The organism is Bacillus hominis (assembly GCF_018332515.1).
Lineage (GTDB): Bacteria > Bacillota > Bacilli > Bacillales > Bacillaceae_G > Bacillus_A > Bacillus_A hominis.
In genome coordinates this window covers 1-22,679 of sequence record NZ_BOQD01000037.1, presented here as the reverse complement: position 1 = coordinate 22,679, position 22,679 = coordinate 1, and the positions used below count along the sequence as shown (strand labels likewise).

19 protein-coding genes and 2 pseudogenes are annotated in these 22,679 nt (G+C 35.0%); 5 read left to right on the top strand and 16 right to left on the bottom strand.

What is annotated here, in order from left to right; translation table 11 throughout:
• Positions 1 to 211 precede the first annotated feature (211 nt).
• Together KI356_RS05700 and KI356_RS05695 are read left to right on the top strand one after the other, a co-directional pair.
• Positions 212 to 400: a hypothetical protein gene (locus KI356_RS05700; RefSeq protein WP_212935019.1), complete on the top strand. Its 189-nt coding sequence runs from the start codon at positions 212 to 214 to the stop codon at positions 398 to 400.
• A gap of 64 nt (positions 401 to 464) precedes the next feature.
• Positions 465 to 785 (top strand): hypothetical protein, encoded by a 321-nt coding sequence (locus KI356_RS05695; protein ID WP_141533429.1) that lies wholly within the window; start codon positions 465 to 467, stop codon positions 783 to 785.
• Between the two features lie 536 nt (positions 786 to 1,321).
• Here the strand turns inward: KI356_RS05695 and KI356_RS05690 are convergent.
• The 4 genes from KI356_RS05690 to cypD all read right to left on the bottom strand — a co-directional run bounded on the left by KI356_RS05690 (position 1,322) and on the right by cypD (position 6,483).
• On the bottom strand, positions 1,322 to 1,627 hold the full coding sequence (locus tag KI356_RS05690; protein WP_212935018.1) for a monooxygenase: 306 nt from the start codon (positions 1,625 to 1,627) through the stop codon (positions 1,322 to 1,324).
• Positions 1,628 to 1,806: 179 nt separating this feature from the next.
• Entirely contained in the window at positions 1,807 to 2,157 is a 351-nt protein-coding gene (locus KI356_RS05685; RefSeq protein ID WP_212935021.1) for a DoxX family protein, read from the bottom strand.
• Between the two features lie 217 nt (positions 2,158 to 2,374).
• Complete coding sequence (locus KI356_RS05680) at positions 2,375 to 2,794, bottom strand: MarR family winged helix-turn-helix transcriptional regulator (protein ID WP_212935017.1); 420 nt, start codon at positions 2,792 to 2,794, stop codon at positions 2,375 to 2,377.
• A gap of 491 nt (positions 2,795 to 3,285) precedes the next feature.
• Positions 3,286 to 6,483, bottom strand: coding sequence for a bifunctional P-450/NADPH--P450 reductase (cypD, locus tag KI356_RS05675; RefSeq protein WP_212935016.1), 3,198 nt, complete (start codon positions 6,481 to 6,483; stop codon positions 3,286 to 3,288).
• A gap of 687 nt (positions 6,484 to 7,170) precedes the next feature.
• On the opposite strand from cypD, the gene KI356_RS05670 reads away from it, so the two are divergent.
• Positions 7,171 to 8,028: a PhzF family phenazine biosynthesis protein gene (locus tag KI356_RS05670; RefSeq protein ID WP_212935015.1), complete on the top strand. Its 858-nt coding sequence runs from the start codon at positions 7,171 to 7,173 to the stop codon at positions 8,026 to 8,028.
• Positions 8,029 to 8,294: 266 nt separating this feature from the next.
• Here the strand turns inward: KI356_RS05670 and KI356_RS05665 are convergent, their stop codons facing one another.
• Positions 8,295 to 9,773 (bottom strand): MDR family MFS transporter, encoded by a 1,479-nt coding sequence (locus tag KI356_RS05665; protein ID WP_212935020.1) that lies wholly within the window; start codon positions 9,771 to 9,773, stop codon positions 8,295 to 8,297.
• A gap of 441 nt (positions 9,774 to 10,214) precedes the next feature.
• Here KI356_RS05665 and KI356_RS05660 point away from each other — a divergent pair, with 441 nt between their 5' ends.
• Positions 10,215 to 10,817 carry a hypothetical protein gene (locus KI356_RS05660; RefSeq protein WP_212935014.1) on the top strand — a complete coding sequence of 201 codons (603 nt, stop codon included), beginning with the start codon at positions 10,215 to 10,217 and terminating at the stop codon, positions 10,815 to 10,817.
• A gap of 674 nt (positions 10,818 to 11,491) precedes the next feature.
• Positions 11,492 to 12,463 carry an NAD(P)H-dependent glycerol-3-phosphate dehydrogenase gene (locus tag KI356_RS05655; RefSeq protein ID WP_234842435.1) on the top strand — a complete coding sequence of 324 codons (972 nt, stop codon included), beginning with the start codon at positions 11,492 to 11,494 and terminating at the stop codon, positions 12,461 to 12,463.
• 196 nt (positions 12,464 to 12,659) lie between these two features.
• Here KI356_RS05655 and KI356_RS05650 read toward each other — a convergent pair whose 3' ends face one another.
• From KI356_RS05650 to KI356_RS05600, 11 genes and pseudogenes are all read right to left on the bottom strand, one after another.
• Positions 12,660 to 13,046, bottom strand: coding sequence for a DUF1259 domain-containing protein (locus KI356_RS05650; protein ID WP_128280692.1), 387 nt, complete (start codon positions 13,044 to 13,046; stop codon positions 12,660 to 12,662).
• A gap of 236 nt (positions 13,047 to 13,282) precedes the next feature.
• A complete protein-coding gene (locus tag KI356_RS05645; RefSeq protein ID WP_002161189.1) occupies positions 13,283 to 13,498 on the bottom strand; it encodes a hypothetical protein in 216 nt (71 codons plus the stop codon).
• Between the two features lie 359 nt (positions 13,499 to 13,857).
• Positions 13,858 to 15,303 (bottom strand): L,D-transpeptidase family protein, encoded by a 1,446-nt coding sequence (locus KI356_RS05640; RefSeq protein ID WP_212935013.1) that lies wholly within the window; start codon positions 15,301 to 15,303, stop codon positions 13,858 to 13,860.
• Between the two features lie 356 nt (positions 15,304 to 15,659).
• Positions 15,660 to 16,286, bottom strand: coding sequence for a YwbE family protein (locus KI356_RS05635; protein WP_212935012.1), 627 nt, complete (start codon positions 16,284 to 16,286; stop codon positions 15,660 to 15,662).
• Between the two features lie 136 nt (positions 16,287 to 16,422).
• A pseudogene (locus tag KI356_RS05630) lies at positions 16,423 to 16,626 on the bottom strand (hypothetical protein); the annotation flags it as partial.
• Positions 16,627 to 16,665: 39 nt separating this feature from the next.
• Positions 16,666 to 17,295: a class I SAM-dependent methyltransferase gene (locus tag KI356_RS05625; protein ID WP_212935011.1), complete on the bottom strand. Its 630-nt coding sequence runs from the start codon at positions 17,293 to 17,295 to the stop codon at positions 16,666 to 16,668.
• Between the two features lie 191 nt (positions 17,296 to 17,486).
• Positions 17,487 to 18,482 (bottom strand): D-cysteate sulfo-lyase, encoded by a 996-nt coding sequence (cuyA, locus tag KI356_RS05620; protein ID WP_128280533.1) that lies wholly within the window; start codon positions 18,480 to 18,482, stop codon positions 17,487 to 17,489.
• A 181-nt stretch (positions 18,483 to 18,663) separates the two neighbouring features.
• Positions 18,664 to 19,896 (bottom strand): DUF4073 domain-containing protein, encoded by a 1,233-nt coding sequence (locus KI356_RS05615; RefSeq protein ID WP_212935010.1) that lies wholly within the window; start codon positions 19,894 to 19,896, stop codon positions 18,664 to 18,666.
• A 317-nt stretch (positions 19,897 to 20,213) separates the two neighbouring features.
• Positions 20,214 to 20,414 (bottom strand): annotated as a pseudogene (locus KI356_RS05610) (hypothetical protein); the annotation flags it as partial.
• Positions 20,415 to 20,506: 92 nt separating this feature from the next.
• The gene (locus tag KI356_RS05605; RefSeq protein ID WP_128280537.1) at positions 20,507 to 20,920 is read right to left on the bottom strand and encodes a DUF6892 domain-containing protein; all 414 of its coding nucleotides are present in this window, start codon (positions 20,918 to 20,920) and stop codon (positions 20,507 to 20,509) included.
• Between the two features lie 474 nt (positions 20,921 to 21,394).
• Positions 21,395 to 22,507: an aminopeptidase gene (locus KI356_RS05600; RefSeq protein ID WP_212935008.1), complete on the bottom strand. Its 1,113-nt coding sequence runs from the start codon at positions 22,505 to 22,507 to the stop codon at positions 21,395 to 21,397.
• Between the last annotated feature and the right edge of the window lie 172 nt (positions 22,508 to 22,679).

The window sequence follows — 22,679 nt, the reverse complement described above, 5'->3', positions numbered from 1 at the left end:
CTGATTATTAGTTGAACCAATCGGGCATTTACGGGCAGTTGATCCCCCAACTAACTTCTTTTCTTTCGCTGAATTTTGAAGTGGGGGTCTTACTGCCCGTTAATGCGGGGTAAAGTGAAACTTTAATCAGAGGGGGTGTCCCTCTCATCTGATTATTAGCCGCCACCGATCAGGACATTTAATGGAGCTAGTTTGCGGGAGGTGGAAAACTATGAAAAAATTTTCTCGAACAGGAAAAATATTATTAGCTTTTGGCACAGGTCAATTGTTTTGGGGACTTGTAATGCTTATTGGAACTAATTTATTTGAGCACACGGGTAACACAGTGAAATATAGTATTCTAATCACCGGAATGGTTTGTTGCATTGCATCTAACTTTTTTAGAGAATCTAAGAGCTAACTAATAAGTGAGTTATACTTCCTGTTATAAATAACTTTATTATCAACATAAGGAGTAGAAACTGATGAATACAGTCTTTATTATCGTTTTTTGGGTACTTATACTATTTCCACTTCTTTATATAATCCTGATAAAGAAGTGGAATATAAAAGTAGCTACCTTATTTGTTGGAAGAATTCTATTAAGCATTGTCTATTTCATAAATGGAATGGTGTTAGGACTGCAACGAAATTGGATAGATCCTCCCTATGAAACCGAATGGGATTTCTTTATAAAGTCTTTACTAAAAGGAAAAACTGATGCACTTATACACTTGCTACTTCTAATTATTCTTGTCACATTCGACTTAATAATCTTATTTTATTATAGAAATAAAAAGAATTAGCATGTCTCCCTATTTCTTTTATCTTATCCCATATTGATGCGTAGGAAACAACCTTATTTATTATACGACAAAACAATGATAAATACGGACCTGTTATCAGGTCTTTTTTGTTACACTCCTTTTTAAAACACATAACCCAAACAAAATTCGCTATTCCTAGTTACTAAACAATAGTAATGTTCATAACTTCACAACATGTATAGACAGGTATATATATATGTTATGATTACTTTAGCAAATTACAAATACATTTGCATTTCCTGTGATCCTTACCTCCCAGTAAGGGTCTTACCCCTGTATAAATAACTATTTCAATACAACTTTTTTCACAGTACTTTCACGTCAATTTCACAAATTCAAGAACTCTCAGATGTTACACTTAATACATCCTTTTCCAAGGAACTATATGCCGATACATAAATCCCTATCTATATAGGGATTTTTTTGTGCGAGATCCCCCCTCACCATCAATTTAAGAATTCAAAAAAAGAAGGGATTCATCCCCCTCCTTTTTAAGCTTGCTCCGACTGTCGGAATTATTTAATATAACCACGATTCAGTTCCGTTAATTTTTCATTGATGCTAAAAATCCTTACTCTAATATCTTTGACACCAGCTGCTTGAAGTCTGTTCTTGTGCATTTCCGCGTATTTTTCAGCATCTTGTTTTTCTTCAAATACATAGATGCCACCAGCTTCTTTTGTTTCTTGATTTTCTGTCCATATTTTCCAATGGAACCCTTCTTCTTCGTTAATACTTTTTGCTAAATCCCAAAATGCTTTTTCCATTTCTTCACCAAAAGGACCTTCAAACGGAAAATCAACTTGTAGTAAATATGCCATTTTCACTCACTCCTATTTTCAATATTTTTCAATTCAAATGCAGGTAACACCTTAAATGAGTGCTGCTATTATTCCTGCACTCATTTGAAATTTCACCTACATTTTCACAACCCTTTTATAAAATAATTACAAAATGATAGCAACTTGAATGCATACAGTTTAACGGCTTTAGGTTATGTTTAAAAAATATGATAACAACTTATCCCTAAACTAAGGACAAACAAAACAAGCGCAGGTATCGCTTTCTTAAAGGGATCTTTCGCTAATACAATAAGAGTTAATGCAGCTGCAAGCATCGTACCGCCTAACAACAATCCTGCCAATAAAGCTGCCATTGGGACCCAAATTCCTATCAACATTCCAATTGCTCCTACAATCTCAAAAGCCCCAGTTAAGAAATTAAAAAACGAAGGTAAACCAAATCGTTTGAACTCATCTGCCATTTTCCCAGATATAATTTTCGTACCTGTCATTAAAAAGAACACAAACAATACAACTTTTACTACATTGATTAATATTAAAATAGCAATCACATCTTTCTTATTTATTTGATAAATTTACATGCTATAGCATATATAATACAAAAATTTGACTGGTACTAGGAAAAAAGGTGATTCTGAATCAAATATCATACAAAATAAAGCTATCTCCCCATTACTCGAAACAAAAATATATGCTATAGCATATATTATACCTAAAACAAAGTTTGTCCCTTATAAATAGCATAGCATCAATAAGGAACAAGTATTAATAGCGTGTATCATACAATTTGTTTAATAATGATTGTAATACTTTAATCTCTTCCTCGCTCAAATTACTCGTAACGAAATGGTGAGCGTCTGTCACTACAGGCAAGATTGTTTTCTTTAACTCGTCACCTTTTTCAGTTAAAAAAAGGTTGTGTGAACGCCTATCTTGGTCATTCAAAGCCTTCTTTACAATCCCTTTTCTCTCCATTGACTGTATCATTCTTACGACAGTAGTTTGATCTTTATCAATAGCTTCTGCTAACTCTTTTTGAGTAGTGCCCCTTTGGCTACAAAGAACACTAATAATCCCCCACTGCTCTGGGGTAACTCCATAAGGTTTTAATCTCTTGATAAAATAATTGGACATTTTCACATCAGTACGATGAACAAGATAGCCTATTAAATCATGTAAGTTCATGTATCACCTCTATAAATTAAGAAATAAAATGGATACAGCATACCAGTCAATTATTCACAGTGAATGTATTTGTTTCACTAATTACATGCTATGACATACATATTAAATTAGGTCATTTTAATTGTCAAATGAATTACCTATTATTTTTCTACGGCAAAATTCATTCCAGAGGCTATAGAAGGTATACTTAATTCGATAAATTCCCTCAGCGATTTGACAATGTGCTAAAAACTGTTCAGCCAGTGCACAAAGGTTTATATTTTAAATTTCAAATCGCGTCAAGAAATTGGTTAACACTTTGCCCATCAAGCTAAGATTATATAGCTTTGGTTTCATATGAGATTTTTTCTTTTTCTACAGTATCAGTCCAGCTTATTTAAAATAAGAAAATCCCGTATTCAATAAAAAATACGGGACTTTTATAAATAAGTTTATTCACTTATTCGAAAGAAGTTCATTAGTTACATATTACTTATCTAATTAAGAAAAATTCAGATACCAGCCCAAACATCTTTTCCATATCGCCCTTCATCTTGCACACGATCCAACCAATTCCTTGCTTCTTGTTCACTGACTTCATGAATTTCTTGATATGCTTGACAAAGGGTATCTTCTACATCAGGAGCCATTTTACTTCCATCACCACATATATAAAGATGAGCTCCATTATCTAATAACGAAATTAAATTGATTCTATCTTGTTTTATTAAATGCTGTACATATGTTTTGGGATATCCTTCTAGGCGAGAAAAAGCTGTGTGCAAAGATATTAATCCATCTCTTTCATCATTTTCTAGTTCTGTACGATAGAGATAATCCTTTTCAGGATGACGACAACCAAAATATAGATGTGCTTGTCCTAAGTTAATACCTTTTTGCTTTTGAACACGACGTGCTTGTAAGAATCCACGGAATGGTGCAATTCCAGTACCTGGCCCAACCATAATAATTGGTGTTTCTGGATTTTCAGGTAATTGAAAGTTTGATTGTGGTGTTCGAATGAAACAGATAATCTCATCTTTATTATGGCGCTGGGCTAAATAATTAGAAGCGACTCCTTCATATGTCCCTTGCCCACTCCATGCAGGTGCATTAACAACACCAACCGTAATGCTCAGACGATTCTGTGCAACGAGTGGAGAGCTTGAAATAGAATAGTAACGCGGTTTGAGCGCAGGAAGAAGTTCTAAAAAGCGTTCAAACCGGATTTCACAAGCCTCATACTTTTCAAGAAGATCCAACATTGAAATACGTTTCTTTAATATTTGTTCATGATAAACTCCTTCTTCCAATAGTGATTCTAATTCCTTTTTATGAGGAGGGCATGCTGTGAATGTCACCATTTCTCGTATTTGTGCTCGAGTGGCTGCTTCTTGCACTTCGACACTATAACTAAGAAGGTCAAATAAACTAACCGGACTGTCTAAAGGTATGTGATTTACACTTCGTCCACTTGCGCTCAGTATGACTTGATCCTTCCCGTTTAATCCAAAGCGTTTTAAAATTCGGTTGACATTTTTCTCACTATTAATTGGCAGCACTCCAAGGTGGTCTCCTTCTTGATACGTAGCACCTTCTGGCAAGGATACCTCGATATGTCGCGTACTTCTATCACTGCTGGATGATTGGAGTTCACGATTTTCCAATACAGATGCATAAACTGCTTCATATGTTCGTGCAAGAGGAGATCCCCCAAGACGACTGACAAATTGCAGACTCAAAGTACTGCGCTCCTTTTCCATATTTTTGTTGAGTTCCAATCCAAATGCCTTCATCGCATCAGACCACATGCTTTGTTTCCATTGCTCGAGCTGTTCCTCGAAATCACCACTTGCATCCGCTTCTCCACGTGTAGAAAATCTTATTGCTCCTTTTTGAGCCATTTGCTCATCAATGTATCTTGGAATTCGCTGATAGGTACTAGCCCAATTATGATCTCCACAACCAAAAACTGCGTATTGAACACCTTTTAGCTCATCCGGTTTTAATTCCTCCAACCATTGCACAAACTGCCCTGCATTACTTGGCGGTTTTCCATTATAAGAAGAAGTTACAATAAGAACCGCTCCTTCTTTTGGCAGACTTCCAATTCGATCGTTAAGAGCTACCACTTCCGTTTGAACACCTTCTAAACTAGCTGTATCTGCTAGTTCTCTTGCAATACCTTCTGCTACCCCTGTATCCGATCCATACAGAACTAGAAGCGAAAGATTATCGGCTCCAATAATAGAAGGAGTCTTCTGAACTTGCTGCTTGATTTCATGGTCTTTCTGCTTCTCCTCTATAGGTGCAAGGACAGCAGGATGGCTGATCGTTTGATTTCGGGGTAGAATCCTAATCTTAAAATCACCGGGCTTTAGCGTTAATGTTTGTTTTACGTCCAGCTGATAGTTTTGATAATCGATTAATTCAAAATGTTGAAGAAGCATTCCCATTACGAGAGTGGCTTCATGAAGTGCAAACTGCATACCGATACATGCTCGTTGACCATTTCCAAATGGCTTATAAGCATGATGAGGAACCTTATCCGGCTCTTCAAATCGTTCAGGTTGGAATTCTTCCACATTGTCTCCCCATGCGTCTTTATCCCTATGTAGCTGTGGAATAAGAACAGAAATACGATCTTCTCCTTTCTTAATTGGGTATTTCCCACCAATCACTGTATCTTCTTTTGCATAGAGACTGAATGCTGGAGCAGTAGGCCATAGACGTAGCGATTCATTTAAAATCATCCGTATGTACTTAAGTTTCATAACTTGTTGATATGTTGGAGTAGGATCTATCAATACCCGCTCTACTTCTTCATAAGCTTTTTTCAACTTATCCGGATTCTTTAATAAAAAATAGATTGCAAAAGATAACAATCCACTTGTTGTCTCATGCCCAGCTATTAAAAAAGTGATAATTTGAAAACGAATATTTTCATCATCTAATTTTTCACCAGTTTCCGGATCCTGCACATTTAACATACGGGAAAGTAAATCATTTTCTTCCTGATTTCCATTATTTTTACGTTCAGCAATAATATTATCTACTAAAGAAAACATGGATTGAATATCATGCTGAAATTGACGTTTCGTTCTCCACATGAATTTGTCTTCTATATCCAGTCGCTGTAATTGGTGCATCGCCTCATCTAGAGCACGGCTCATGCTAGTGATAAAAGGATGAGAGGTCTCACGATAAAAGCTATTAAATCGGTAATTAAAACCACATAAACCAATTGTATCCAATGTAAGGCGGGTCATATCCTCCGGAACATCCACATTTTCATTCGGATTAAGTCGCGCCCATTTTTGAACGAGTTGTACGGCAATATCAACCATCATGGCATGGTAATCTTTCATTGCCCGTTGGCTGAATGTAGGCATCAAAATATTATGAGCTTTTTTCCAGTTAGGCTCGTCAGTCTCACTTGTAAATAATCCGTCCCCAGCAAAAGCACGAACTTTTGTTAAAGCACCATCTATACTTTTATCGAACCGTGTTTCGTCACAGACTTCTGCTACCAGTTCATGTCCAGAAACGACAATGCTGGCATCACTTAGAGTTTGAATTCGAAAAATGGGACCATACTCTTCCGCCAGCTTAATAAACGATAGAGTCGGTTTATCTTTATCGATTAATGGGAGATTGCCCAGCGGTCCATATGTTTTCGGTTGAGGAATGGCAGATACTTTTTTTTCCATTAGAAACACCCTTTCAAAAAAGCATGAAATAAAATATCCCATTCAATAAAGAGAAGATAGCAATGAATCGTCTGGGATACAGATATGTAATTGATTACCTTTTTTATCTTTTCCCTAACTATTCATGATTATGATATTGCTTATAAAGTTGGTAATCTAAGTTGTTTGTTCACATTAGATTTATAACTTGCAGAAAAAATACTAACTTAAAATGAAGCGAATTATTATAATGTTTATCAGAAATTGAAAGTGGATGTCATCTCTTATATTTGTTTATAAAACGCTCATTTTGATTAAACTTTTTTATAAATCAAATTCAACCTAGAAACTCCCCACATATTTTGATCAAACTTTATTTTACAGCTACAGTTGCACTACATATCCGTCAAGCTAAGAAAAGCGAATACCCAAAACAAAGAAGTTGATGAGCTTAAGATTGTAGTATTTGGAAAGCCTATAGTTTTTAATATCCAGTCAAACAAATACGATAAGCAAGTAATTGTGTTACTAGTAAAAAGGATCTGATATGAACATCAAATCCTTTCAGACTGTAGACAAACTATTTTTGGCGAGTTCAGATGCTAAAAAATAGTTTGTCTCTCGCTTTATGGAGAATTTATCCAACAACATTTATACGTAGTGCTTTCTATGCTACAATTTACTATAAGTGAGGAAGGAAGATGTCTTATGAAAATATCCGTTTATGTTGCAAGTGCATTTAGCAAGGATCATAAAGGCGGAAATAAAGCAGGAGTGGTATTTATTGAGAATACATTGACCACTACTCAAAAAATGGCAATAGCCAAACAACTGGGCTATGCGGAAACCGTATTTATATCAGAATCTGAAATTGCTGATTATAAATTTGAGTATTTTACACCAAAAGAAGAAGTTGATTTATGTGGTCATGCCACAATTGGCTCTTTCGCGATACTGATGCATTTAAATAAACTTTTCAGGAATCGCTATACGATTGAAACAAACAGCGGTGTTCTTACTATTACCATAAAAGATGACATGATATTCATGGAACAAAACAAACCGATATTCTATGATGTTGTATCTCCAAACGAGTTCATCGACTGTTTTGACATTAAAGCTATAGACAATACACACCCAATTCAAATTGTCTCCACAGGCTTAAAAGATATTTTAATTCCTATAAAAAGCGAAACACGATTACATGCACTGCAACTTAATTTTGAAAAAATTAAAGAAATCAGCAAGTATTATAATGTTGTCGGGATGCATCTATATACTTTTAATGACAATCGAATTATATGCAGAAATTTTGCTCCACTATACGACATCAATGAAGAAGCAGCGACTGGAACTTCAAACGGTGCATTAGCTTGCTACCTTTATGAACAGCACTACTTGCAAAAAGAAGTCTATGTATTTGAACAAGGTTATTCTTTACACTCGCCTTCCGAAATATTAGTTAAATTAGCAACCAATAGCAAGAATGAAATAGAAAAAGTTTATGTTGGCGGAAAAGGCTATTACTGTGAAACTAAGTGTGTAAATGTAGAAAATATTGAGTGAAAATAAAAAACACCGAATAAAAAGGTTGAGAAGGATAGAGAAATAGATTGAAGACAAACACATTATTTAATTGAACAATGTGTTTGTCTTCAATCTGAAAGGATCTGATATGAATATCAGATCCTTTTTACTATGTGTAATTATTTCACTGGTTCTTTTCCAAGTTTAAATACCAGCGCCTTAGCAGCAGAAATTTGCATTTCTTCATAGTCTAACTAATCAGCCAAAAAACTTGTAGGAATCATTATCTAGATTTTTATTTCGCTCTACCGATTTAACCTCTCGACAGCTTCCGCACTTGTATCTACACGTTTAACGAAAAAAACTAATAGCAGTGCAACAACATTCATGCCAAGCGCTACATAGAATGAATATTGAATTCCGGATAATAAAGCCTTCTGAGTTACTATTGCCTTCGTAGCTTCTGTGAAGGTTGTTGGATCTACATCAGACATTAGACTTTCAGCTTTTGTTGTTGTTACAGAATTCATAATCGTAACAAGAATAGCAGTACCAATCGAACCGGACACTTGTTGAGCTGTATTATTAACAGCCGTACCGTGCGGATTTAAGCGAGTTGGCAATTGATTAAGGCCATTTGTCATAAGTGGCATCATCACCATTGCCATCCCAAACATCCGCAGTGTGTAAATAAGAATAATATGTGTGTGACTAGAGTCAATTTGCAGGTTTGCCAACATATAAGTTGAAACAGCTGTAATGGAAAGTCCTACTATGCCAAGAATCCGAGGGCCATATTTATCAAATAGTTTACCTGTAATTGGTGACATAACCCCCATTATTACCGCACCCGGAAGCATCATCAGCCCAGAGTTCAGCGGCGAAATGCCACGGACGTTTTGTACATAAGCTGGTGTTAAAATCATACCTGAAAACATGGCCACCGCGTTGACAATTGCAATTACAGACGCAAGTGCAAACATTGGGTACTTGTAAACACGTAAATCCAATAACGGTTCATTCACTTTTAATTGACGGATAATGAATGAAATTAGGGCAATAGCGCCTATGATTAAAGTTGTTAAGACAACTTTATCCGTCCAACCATCTGAGCTTGCAGAACTGAACCCATATAACAAACCGCCAAAACCTACAGAAGATAATAGTAATGAGAGATAATCAAGTTTTGCATTTTTGTTTTGTCTCATGACATTCTCCGATTTCCAAATCCCTAACAGTAAGCTAATGATTGCTAACGGTAAAATCATTTCAAAAAGCAAACGCCAGTCATAATACTCTACAATATAACCTGATAGTGTCGGTCCAATTGCTGGAGCTGTAATCATAACTAACCCAAAAATCCCCATTGCTGTTCCCCTTTTTTCTCTTGGAAAGCTTACTAGCATAATATTCATTAACAAAGGCCCCATGACTGAAGAACCTGCTGCTTGAACCATCCGGCCAGTAAGTAATAAACTAAAGTTCGGTGCTAAAGCCGCTAAGGCCGTACCAAAAATAAAAATCACCATAGATGTAATAAATAAGCTCCTATTGGAGAAGCGGGTTATTAAAAATGCTGATGCCGGAATTAATACACCACTTACAAGCATATACCCTGTAGAAAGCCACTGGATCGTTGAATAATCTTTAATGTCTAAATCCTTCATTATTGATGGCAAGGCTACATTTAAAAGCGAGTTATTTAGAAATGAAACAAAGGCCCCAATAAAAAGGATTACAAGCATTAAATATGGTGGTTTTCTTTTATGTAATGTTTCACTCATATATTTGTTTGCTCCCTCATTATAAATTTCATTGATTCGTTTAAATCGTTTGCATACCTGCACAAGAATACATTATCCTTGCAGTATTTTGCCAAACTCTTCGAATAGATATTCTCTTTTTAGCAAGTCTACTTGCTCAACATAACATTTTAAAATCTTTTTTATTGATTAAACCTTTATAAACATGTTTGTTAACCGAATTTAAATTAGGCTGAAATAAACAAAAGAAGCAACTAAAAATACCCTTCTAAAATAAAGTGAAACTTTAATCCGTGGGGCCTTTACAGGCAGCCCACAACAAATAGCGGGATAAATCAACAAGACCATACACCCATTCCTTTAAATACAGGCTTGTAAATCTAGTTATGTAACCATCCATAAAAAGGAATATTACATAGGCTAAGTCTAACATTACATTTTTAAAGTGAGGGGAATAAGCTTATGCACCAATATTGGTATTTGAATTCAAAGGGAGACGAGGAACAATATAATAACCAAATTTCAATGTCATCATTATATTCACAGCCCCAAATAACTAAAGCTGAGGGAATGAATGGTCTGAAGATTCCTGAGAATTGGAGTTGTCGAGTCTATCCAATTGGTTGGGATTCACCAGCCAATTATACGGGTTTCAATCCCCAGTCCTCCTCCTTCTCTTGGGGCCGGCCAAACAATTATGCGGGGATGATGCCCCAAGGACATCCTGCTAATTGGGCTCCATTTTCAGGCCATGCAGGTTTCAATTTTCACCCCTCCTCCTTCCCTTGGGCTCAACCATTCAATCATACAGGGATGTTCGCACCAGGGCATCTTGCCGCTTTACTATCACCGCCAGCCAAGGCTTTTAATTTTAATGCCAATAAATGGGGTGTTTTCGGAAACCCTCCAGCGTGGGGAGGACAGGTAAGTCCCATGGGATGGGGGAATAACGGAGGTAACGGTCAGCCAGGAATGCTTGGAAACTTACTTGCAGTAGGAAAAGGCAGCATGAATGGAATAGGAATGATTAGTAGTCTAATCGGTATGGGGAAGTTCTTCTTTTAGTTAATTAGAACGGGCGGATAGGTCCATAGCCCAGACTTAAAAAACATTTCCTTTTCCATTGATTTAATCTTCTCAAACATGCTTCTAATACTCCCTCCAAGTTCGTTTCCTCGTCTTTCAAATTATAAAGACATCTATTACTTTGTATCTGATAACTTGATAGAGGTGTGGTAGCACCAACAAAGCGAAAATTTCATACGCAAAAAAACCGGTTCCTTTACGAAAGAACCGGTTTTTTAATTTTTATTTATTTGAAAAGTAGTCAAATCTTTTTTGAAATATCTAATAGATTTAGGAAAAACATAATAAAAAGTACAATACCATCTAAAATAAATGCTGTTGCTGATGAAGCGAAACTTTAATCCGTGTCATTAGGGGCTCATCCCCCACTGATTATTAGTTGAGCCAAGTGTATGTATTTTTTGTCAAAGTTTGTCGTATCCACTTAATTTCCACTAAAACACTGACACTACAATAAAAATGGAGATTTTCGATATGAACACACAAACAATCTCCCCCTCTTATTTAATGTTTTTACTAGTAGTAAAAACACAAAATCATGTCCATTAGTTACACAAGATAAAGGATATTTGTTAATGTTTATCCAATATGAAACACTATAAATAAAAACATTCATGCAAAGGAAAACATCATAAAAATTTATAAAGACAAAGGTGAGATTATTGAATATTTCAGTTCTTGGTTGTGGACGCTGGGGTACTTTTATAGCTTGGTATGCTAACAAAATTGGTCATAATGTCATGTTGTGGGGCAGAGAAAACTCAAGAAATTACATTAAATTAAGCGAAACTAGAAAAAATGATTATCTTAATCTCTCAGAAGATATTGAGCTAAGTAATTCTCTACATAAAGCAATTTCAATTGCGGAGATTATTATTATATCGATTAGTGCACAGGAATTACGTTCATTTGCTAGTCAATTAAACTTAATTAATGAAATACAAGGAAAAACCTTTATCTTATGTATGAAAGGACTTGAAGCCACAAGTGGAAAGAGACTTTCTCAAGTATTTAGTGAAATCATTGAAACAAATGTCAATATAGCTGTTTGGGTAGGACCTGGACATGTACAAGATTTTGCGAATGACATTCCGAATTGTATGGTGATTGGATCTGAGAATATTAGTATCACTAAGAAGATTGTGCAGGAGTTTAATAGTGATTTAATACGATTTTACTACGGACAAGATTTGATTGGTAATGAAATAGGAGCTGCTACAAAAAATGTTATGGGCATTGCCGCAGGAATGTTAGATGGATTGAATTACAGCAGTTTGAAAGGTTCACTAATGGCTAGAGGGACAAGAGAACTTTCACGTTTGGTTACAGCTATGGGAGGAAATGATTTAACGATATACGGATTGAGTCATCTAGGAGATTATGAGGCAACATTGTTTTCATTACATAGTCATAACCGCAAATTCGGAGAGGCGTTTGTCACAGGTCAAAACTTCGAAAAATTGGCAGAAGGAGTTTCAACAGTAAAAGCATTGAAAGAACTATCTAAACAATACGATGTTGAACTTCCAATTAGTAACGCTTTATATGAGATTTTATTTGAAAGTAAAGATGCAAAAGATACATTAGAAGAACTTTTTTTAAGACCTGTTAAATTTGAATTTTAAGGATACTTCACCCAATTCTTGCTGTTGTAAGATCAGTAACATATAATCAATTAAAATAATTTAACACCCACATTAGCAACAGAAACATCAAGAAAAGGCATTCCAAATTTGGAACGCCTTCTTTCACTTTATAAAACCTTTCAACAATCTGAAATATTCTACTTAACAAAATCACACATTTAACGAATGAAATGAATTAATTGCATAACGCTCTTCTAACTTTTCTTGCGAAATTTAGTGGATCATCAACGTCTTCGATATTAACGTAAATCAAATTTGGATCATCACATAACCACTCATTGTGTATAGATGAAACGATTATTCCTTGTTTAATAATTGTAGCAACAAATTCAGTGACTTCTTTTTGTAAGAGTGCTACCCGGCCTAGGCATAATGCCCGTCCAGTTTTATTATCTCGTGATTCGAATGAGAAGGAAGTTGTTACTCTAAAACGTTTTCCCAAAATTGTTGCTTGTATTTCATCCCGATTTATTGTTGCCACACATTTTCCACCGGCGAATCCTTTTTGGCCGCCGATAATTCTTGCAAACTGTTGACAAATTGATTCCTCATTAATCGTCATACCTTCAATCATCCCCCCTTGTACTGTTAGGTTATGAATTCATACATAGGTCTGAAACGGTAATGAATCTATTTGGTTACAAAAAAGATGATGGCAATCTAACGAAATCTGTTAGCTCAAGTATTCTTGATCATATGAATTGTTACCCGAGTTTAAATGGTGCAGAATTTTTTGTTTTATGAACTATAAATTTTTATAAGTAAAACCCCAGAAATCCAAAGGTCTCTGGGGCTTCATTATATATTTAGCTCTTTTTGTTTTTTATTTTGCTTATGTCTATACAGCAATTTTCGACTTATGAGGGAAATCAGTAATAAGATCAGTATTAATACGAACAGTTGCATAAATGATAAATCAAAATATTTAGCACCTGTAACTATTAAAAGTGTAGAAATCGTACCTTTTACAATGAAAAAAATAATAATCCATAATCCGCCTTTTTTCCAGTTCATTTTTATATTACCCTTTCCTACGTTTAAATTCTTAAATGTGACACCTTAATAGAAATCTATTATATTAATAAAAAAGTAAACTTTTTCACAAAAATCACGTCCAATTACATGTGACGATTTCATAATAAATGAAAATGATATTCAGTGTCAATTTTATTGACTATTTGAATACCTATTTTTCACCTCAATCTCTTTCCACTTTGTTTCTTATAGGCAATGAAATCTTGTTTTCAAACAAAAAACACCTCTATTGGATTTGCACACTTCGTATGCGAATTCAAGAGGTGTTTTTTCATGTACCATCAGGTAAGATTTCCTGCTTTGTTTATTCGTTTAAGTTCTTAATACATAGCTATTTTCTAGTACACGATAACTGGATCATAGGTGTTCAAACTATCATACACAGTTTTTGCAACATTAGGCAGAAGGTTCACACACCCGCCTGATCCCCCTGTTAAATAAGCATTATTTGCCCAGTTTGTTCGCCAGCCAGCATCATGGAATCCTTGACCGCTATTTGTGAATGGAACCCAGTAATCTACTTTAACTGCATAATCAGCTTTACCTACTGCGCTGCCTTTGAGTGTGTATGGTGTTCGTTTATATAGGACGTACCACACACCTGGTGATGTATCTTCACTCGTGCTATGTTTACCAGTTACTACATTTGTTGTGACTACTAATTTTCCATCTTTGTAAATCCAAATTTGTTGATCTGCAATTGAAACTTCTGCATACGTGTCTCCAATACCATTATTCGCTGTTGTTTTATAACCGATACCTTCCTTCTCCCAACCATTTCCGTGAATGTTAGAAGCAGATAGCGATTTTTCACCCTTTTCAAAAGCTTGCTGAACTTGTTTTGTTTCTTTTTCAACATCTAGCGCCCAGCCGTAGCCTTGTCCTTTTACTGATATGACCGAACCGGAATGGGTTTTAAATGAGAAATCTTTATTTAAGGTTGATTTAGCATTATTAATTTCAGCAATCTTATTCTTAATATCGCTCGCATCGATTGTAACTTTCATATCCTTTGACATAGAGGCATTTTGAATTAAATCTTTCGCTTTTAAAGGATAAACTTCATTCTGCACTTTATATTCAACGGACTGCCCAAGAAGATTCTGTAATGCTTTCTCCTCTTTTTTGATAATCGGATCGTCTTCTTTAATAGGCTGTATGTATGTAGACTTCAGATGAATTTCGCTTTTATATTTCTGCTTGTCGTAATCTTTCAATAGACTAGTAACGTCATACTGTTTGCCATCAACGCTCTTCGAAATAACAATTTTTCCTTGTTCGAGCTTCGCCATAGAATCTTGAGGCGCTTTTAGTTTTTCATTCATAGAGATGAGCTTTTCTTCTACAAGTTTTTTCATCGTTTCACTACGATACTGATCCGCCTTTTCCGGTAGCACTGAATAATTTTTTTCCTTTGAGGAAGGGAAAAATGTCCACTGGCTTTTTAATAGCTTCTTAACTTGAGGCAAATCTTTTTCCGTAAGTTCCGTTTTTGTATCTGTTTCATCTAAAATTTGTTGTTGATCAACATAGACTTTGTTTGCTAGTCCAGATGTTTTTAATTTCTGTATTGCCTGATCAGCACTCAAACCACCGACTTTGGTGTCATTAATCGTAACATTCGAATTGAAGTGAGTTGCCTGATAATAACTCACTCCCCCAACGAGAAGTGCAATTATACCAACACCCGCTGCGATAAACTTCCAATTTGTAAAACGTTTGCTCGATCTTACCCGTTTTTTATCAACTTCTTCAACTGATTCATTTATTGTATTATTGTTCATCAATCTTTCCCCCGTATACATTAACGTCAATCGATTTTAAACTAAAACCATTGACTAGTGTACCTTATTTTTCCTGAAATTTCATTATTTTTGACCAGATTTTATCGCATTTAATTGATCAAATTTAGATTTTTTAATAGAACGAGACATAGAGATGGTAAATAAAGTGAAACTTTAATCAGTGGGTGTTTTCTCCATCCCCCACTAATTATTAGCTCTTACCAATCGGGCTGCCCGCAAATAGCGGGATAAAAAATGAGAATACTATATATTTTAAAAAAAACGGGAACTTTAAGTAGCAGCAAATCCAAATTTGAATGAATAAAAAAGATTAGCATTTTGCTAATCTTTTTTCATTAATTAACACTTTGAACACGGCCAATTTGCCCATCTTGTAATCGAACTTTAATTCCGTATGTATGTGTTTCACTATTTGTTAAAATATCTTTCACAACACCACTTACAGTTTTACTATAGTCATTATCCAATTGAATAACTACATGTGAACCAACTGAAATTTGTGATCTTGTTGGTTTCCCACCTGTTGCTTGTGTTGTTTTTTCTTGTTTTTGTGTTTTCGCCTGTTGCATAGACTGCTGTTGCTGAGCCTTCTGCTCTTCTTGTTTACGTTTTTCTACTTCTACTCTTTGCTGCTCTTCTTGCTTACGCTTCTCTTCTTCCACTCTTTGTTGCTCTTCTTGTTTGCGTTTTTCTTCCTCTACTCTTTGCTGCTCTTCTTGTTTACGCTTTTCTTCCTCGGCTCTTTGTTGCTCTTCTTGTTTACGCTTTTCTTCTTCCACTCTTTGTTGCTCTTCTTGCTTGCGTTTTTCTTCCTCTGCTACTTTTTTATCTTCATCCATTTTTTCCTCATCTATTTTTTGCTCATCTGTTGTTGTTTTTAATTTTTCTTCATCACCTTTACAAGCACTTAAAACAACTACACACAAGCTCATAAGTACAAATAATAACAATTTCTTTAACATTAAAAAATCCTCCTATATATACATTACAAATCAATAACTTTCATAGTATAACAAAAGTATATGTATTCCTTTGTCATAATTTGTCGTATATATTTAATTTGCCGGAGGAAGCCAAAAAGTTAAGTTCCATATACTGTTATTCAAATAATTTCTCATCAGTAATAATCTCAACCAAAACGGCTGCGTTTTTTTCTGTTAATTGAGCATACCGATTATCCCCCCCCATTACTTCTACTTTATCTTTATTAGGACTTATCCAAATTTGATACAACACAGCTTTCGCCTCTATTTTCGGATTTTTAAATTGAAAAACAAAGTGATAATCAGCTGAACGAGACATTTATCAATTAACAGTTCACTATTTTTTACACAATTGTAATTAAAGTTTTTTTTGACACTTAATCATTATAAATTTAAATGGGGGCTTATTTTCCGCATTCTTATGTGGCTCAACAATTTCCGTAGTTTCTATCAGTCCATATTTTCCAAAGTCTTGTTTTACTGAGTCAATATCATAGAAATACATTTTTACCCCTTCCATTATCTCGAAGTAGTCTTTACCCAGTTGTGTCCCCTTCCCAAACATTGGGGCATCTTTTGAAATAGTAGTAAAAATCATATATCCGTTTGGTTTTAGCTGACTATAGCAATCTTTAATAAACTTCTCTCTCTCATCCTTATTCAATAAATGAATAAGTGCATAACAAAATATACCGTCATACAGTTTGTTACCAAAAGGCATATCCGTTACTGAACCATGGAAGAAATCAGCATTAAGTTCATTTTGTCTTGCCAATTCAATTGCTGTTTTTGAAATTTCAATACCTGTTACATGTATTCCGTTATCAATAAAAACCTTTGCATTTCTACCATATCCAATACCAGGAATCAATATATCCTTCACTTTCTTTTCAAGGAAAAAGTCCTTCGTCAAAATTGCGGAGTCTGAAGGTTCAAATCCCCACATCATTTGATTTTCTATAAAACTGGCTTCCCAGAATTCAGTCATATTGCAATCTCCTTTATTAATATTAGCTCTCTTTTTTATCTGTTGTTAGTGGCTTTTTATTTATGTCTAATACACCATAGTCACGCTCTTTTCAATTGAATATAGCAGCGTTATCGCATATTCACGAAATTGTATCAAATTTCAACATCAATTCAAAACAAAAAGCATTGGATACCCAATGCTTTTTACACTTACGCAAATAAAGACGTATTCGCATATAAAGCTGGTGAGCCACCTGAATGTACGAATAAAATGTTGTCTTCTTTATTAAATTTACCTTTTCGAATTAAGTCGATTAATCCCGCTACTGCTTTACCTGTATACACTGGGTCAAGTAAAATACCCTCTGTTTTCGCAAGTAACTGAACTGCCTCTACCATTTCCGGTGTTGGTAACGCGTAACCTGGCCCTACATATTCATCGAAGCACGTAACAGCGTCGCGCGAAATAAAGTTTGGAATTCCAACGTGAGCTGCAGTTTCGTCTACAAGTTTTGCTACTTTCTCTTCTTGCTCAGCTTTTCCTCTACTTACGTTAATTCCGATTACAGGAATCTGGCTTTGCGTTCCAGAAAAACCAGTAATTAAACCAGCATGCATACCAGCGCTACCGCTTACGCAAACAACTGAACTGAAATCAATTCCTTGTTCAAATGATTGCGCCATAATTTCTTGCGCACAAGCAACGTATCCCATTGCGCCAGTAGGATTTGATCCACCAACTGGTATTACATATGGTGTATTACCTTTTTCACTTACTTCTTTCGCTACTTTATGCATCTCTTCCATAAGATCTGCTCCGTTTGGTACAACAATTACATTTTCAGCACCTAATAAGTGATATAAGAAATAGTTACCGTTAAAGTCTCGCTTCGCTTCTGGTTCAAGCCCTTCTTCTAACACAAGGATACATTTCATCTTTTCTTTTACCGCAGCTGCAAGAGTTAAACGGCAATGGTTAGACTGAATACCACCAGCTGTAATTAACGTATCCGCACCCTTTGCCTGTGCATCGGCAACTAAAAACTCTAACTTTCTCGTCTTATTACCACCAGCTGTTAAACCAAGTAAATCATCTCGTTTGAAATAAATAGTTGGGCCACCAAGTGCTTCAGAAAAATTGTTTAACTTTTCAATTGGTGTATATGATTCTGTATATTTTTTTCTCGGGAATTTAGCTAAATTCATTGTAACGCTCCTTTTATACTCTTTCACAATATATGTAACGATACTATTATTACATGTAAAAATGATGAAGTCATCTTTCTGGATTAAAAATGTATTGAATTTTAATACGGTACATGAAATTTGCATCGACTTATTAACAAAATAAAAAGAGCCCTATCCCATTCGATAAGGCCCTCCCCAATCACTTATTTACCGAAAAACGAAGTAGCTGTGTTAATCCCGGCTGTAAATTCATTTCTCCTTTATGACGGACGTAAACGATTTTGTCACCATCAAATTTCGGAGGATTCCCTGGATTATACGTATGCCACTCGTTCGTTCCTTCTATAGAGTACTCCATATATTCTGTTGCACCAACGATTACATTATTTCTATCATCAGCCGTTACATCTGGTGCCATTTGTGCGATTTTTGCATCACTAATTAATAAGTTCTTTATGCCCTTATCACGTTTATAATCATAAGCCGTTACGATTACATCGTTACCGTACGCTTTTATTTGTAATCCTTGCTTAAATGAATATCCATCCGGAGCAGTTTTCTCTCCGCCATTTGGTCCAGCTGACATCCAGCCCGTTTCAATTCCGCCCGTATTTACAACCGTAAATCCTTTTTCATCTCCGCCTGCAATTTTCTTTTTACCAGCCCAGTCTGGTAAGTTTAAATCCCAATGTGTATGACTCGTGAAGAAAACAACTTGCGGATAGTCTTTTAATATATCGTACAATTTATCAACGTTTAAATAATCTTCTAAGTAAGGGGATTGTCTTGATCCAGACACAGTATCAGGTAAAACATGATGAGAGAAAATGAAAATTGGTTTATTTTTATCTTTTTGGCTGTACTCTTCTAAATTTTGTTTTAACCAACCTAATTGTTCATCACTCATATATACTTCGTCCCACATTTTTGAATCGTGGTATTTCATATATTTTTCAGTTCCTAAAAATAGAAGCGGATAACCGTCTAATTCTTTTTTATGATATACCTTTTCTTGTCCACTAAATTTCAGATAGCGGTTAAATAAAGTTTCCTCAGTTACACCATTTGGCCATGTACTTTGAGAGAGTTTCCCATCCGCCGTCCATTTACCAGCGTAAAACTCATGATTTCCAATTGTTGACCATACATTTCCCGGGAGCTTATTTTTGTTTAACACACGCTTAACATCATCATATTGTGACTGCTGTCCAGTTGGCGTTATATCCCCATTCATAATAAGCGCTCTAGATAGTGGCGTCACTTTGTTCATATCTTTTAACACATGATCAAAATCCCCTAAATCCCCTTGAATATCACTAATAACATTAAAAGTTGTAGCTGATTTTCGGACTTGCTCTTTCACTTCTGCATGTGCTGAAAATGTCGGTAATAACGCCGCCATAATAGCTAATGAAGCAACTGCCTTTTTCATACAAATTCTCCCCCTAATAATAGAATGTATAAACTGACATGTTCTGCTTTCTCTTAGACGCTTGTCCACTTCACATTATAAGGAGGGATTGTAAAGATTGATGGAGTGAAAATTTAAGTGTTTTTTAAGAGATTTTGTCTTTTTTTGAAATCCACAATTAGCGATTCGCGCCAATCTAGCTTTCTAGCCTTTAACATTAAATAAATGTAAATTTATATGATAAATCTTTTAGTTTCCGTTACATAACCACAACAAAATACGCTACTTTTTTAAGTTCTCTTCATTTAATCCGAATAACTCTGGTAAAGTAAAACGTCCACATTTGTTTCTAACTCTTTGAATCTATTACCATAATATTTTGTAGCTTTTTCTATCTTCTCTTCTTGAGGCATATTATCCGTCGCCCCTGTTATATCACATCCATCTAAATCTATAAAAATGCTATTGAATTTACCTAAAATGCCTAAATCAACAGTTTTACTCCAGTAAGCTTCACCATCTCTATCGATTATTATCATAATATCCTCCATTCTGCTCTGTTAGTTGCATAAGAAAAAGCGACCCTTCAATAAGAAAAATCACTTCCATTAGTACATAACTTGCCCCCTCATTAATCCTCAATTTCAATTCCAGCTTGTTTAAATGGTTCTAATACTTTTGGGTAACACATTGAAATATATTCCACTGTTTTTAAATTTTTTAAATTTTGAAATCCTTCAACAGATATTACATCAAATAAACTGTCTTCACCATCCCAATCTGGCTTTAAGATATGATAAATTTCATTCCCGCCATCAAAGCAAATGGATTCAATCTTTTCCAAATCACTTATTTCCAAAGTTAACTCTTCTAAAAAATCTCTGATTTCAACAATTGTTCCAGCTCCTGAATACCATTCGAAATTATTCGTATACTTATCTATTAAGTCTTTTAATTCTTTTAGAAATAGTGGCTCCTTATCTAATAAAGCTTCAATTACCACTAATTTAAAATTAAAATCCTGAAACATCTCACTCTTTCCCATTTTAACTTCCTCCCATATTATCCCTGATCTAGTTTTTAACCTAACCTGCTCTAATAAAGAGAGCCACCTGTACAATAACCAGTTCAACCGTTAATCTCACTTCAACTGGGGTGAAATCTCAAACAGTATCATTGTATTTATTGTATGTAAATATCAGAATTCAACAAACATTAGACAGCTTGATCGTGATGGAATTGCGTCACACATCTATCAACTTAGTTCTTAGCTTTCATATATCCCTCTATTTCTGTTTATTTGCGTCTTTCCGCTGTGATACGATTATCTTTCTTGGGATCTACCATCTTTAAAGAGCCGTCTTTGAAATACTCAATCTTGTAATCTACTGCTACTTCCATTTGTTTCTCATCTACCTTCTAACCGTCTTTTACAAACTCTTTCGGTATCATTGTGACTTGTTTCTTGTCTTGACTATAAAACCATGTTCCTTCCATGTGGTTTTCTTCATACGACGTTTTACCTGTTTAAATTCTCTTCATTTAATCCTAACAACTCTTGTAAAATAAAACGTCCATCTTTTCTAATTAGTACGTCATCGAACCAAATTTCACCCCCGCCGTACTCCGGCCTTTGAATATTTACTAAATCCCAATGTATCGCTGATTGATTCCCGTTGTCTGCACCTTGCAATGAATCTCCAATCGCTAGATGAAAACTACCATTTATTTTTTCATCAAATAATGTATTATTCATCGGGTGTAATATATAGGGATTAAAAGCCAGTGCAAATTCTCCAATATATCTTGCTCCCTCATCTGTATCAAGAATTTGATTAATTCGCTCTGTATCATTTGCATATGCTTCTATTATTTTTCCATGCTTAATACGTAACTTTATATTTTGAAACGCATAACCTTGTTGAACGGACACTATATTAAATGTTACTACTCCATTTACTGAATCTTTGACAGGTGCTGTATATATTTCACCATCAGGTATATTATCTATACCATCTCCTTTTAAAACTCCAATTCCTTCAATTGAAAATTTCAAATCCGTACCTTCTCCAATAATCCTCACTCGTTTTGTATTTTCCATTAATTCTTTTAACGGCTCCATTGCTTTCGACATTTTATTGTAATCTAACGTACAAATATCATAATAAAATTTTTCATAAGCCTCCGTACTCATATTCGCTTCTTGCGCAGAAGCTGCATTCGGGATTCGAGTTGTCACCCATCTTGTTTTATACACTGCTTCACTATGAGCTTTTCCAAATATCTTTTGATATAATTTCATTTTTTCTGGTGGTACATCTGCTAATTCATATGCATTTCTAGGACTACGGAGATTAATATATACTTGCATCTTACTTAAGCGATAACATTCCCAATCTGCAAATAACTTAAATTGTTCTTCAGATCCTGATAAAATCAATTGCCTCGTAACAGAAACGTCGCGCATTGATACATGCGCATATCCCCCTGCTTTTTCCACAAATTTAATAATTTCGCGCACTACTGCTGGATCTATTTCAGTAACACTTTGAATTAATACTTGGTCACCAGGTTGCACTTTAGTAGAATGGTTGACTAGCACATCTGCTAGTTTAGATAATTCCCGCTTCATTATGCCCCTCATCCCTTCATTATTGTTTCAATAACTTAATAAAAAAAAGAACTACTCTCTTCAATCATTTCTCTTCTCCATCCAAACAATAAATCATTAGAACTATAACGTATGAATTCCATAAACTAGGTACTACATCCACACTAAAGTAAAGAGTCCCAGGAAATAACCA